Here is a 437-nt window from a genome sequence, read left to right on the forward strand (position 1 = left end):
GCCCGCCAGGCCAGGAAGATCAGGGCCAGGACCACCGCGGCCAGCGCACCAGTCTTGATCAGATTCGTCGTCTTCGCCGACTGGTCCGCCTTCGCCGCCGCGGTCAGCGACTGCTGCGCCGCCTTCGCCGCGCTGGTGTCGAACGGCATCGCCGAGACCGCGATCGTGTCGCCGCGGGCCGCGTCGATCCCCGCCGCCGCGGACACCAGCTGCTGCACCTGGGCCGGGTCCACCGTACCGGCGGTGGTCGAGTCCAGCAGCACCGCCACGTTCAGCTTCTTGATCCCACCCGGCGCGCTCTTGCGCACCTCCTGGGTCTCGTTGATCGCGTTGTTCTTCACCGACTGCGAGTTCTCGTACTGCCCCGCCGTGCTGCCGGTGGTGCCGGTGGTGCAGCCGGGACCGGAGATGTTGTCCGGGCCGAGCACCCCGCCGGC

1 protein-coding gene is annotated in these 437 nt (G+C 70.9%); it reads right to left on the reverse strand.

Annotation, left to right across the window (positions count from 1 at the left end; all coding sequences use genetic code 11):
* A partial coding sequence (locus tag ODJ79_RS46790; protein WP_317620770.1) for a flagellar M-ring protein FliF C-terminal domain-containing protein occupies positions 1-437 on the reverse strand: 437 nt, incomplete at both ends.

Source organism: Actinoplanes sp. KI2, assembly GCF_025630775.1.
In the GTDB taxonomy this organism is placed as follows: domain Bacteria; phylum Actinomycetota; class Actinomycetes; order Mycobacteriales; family Micromonosporaceae; genus Actinoplanes.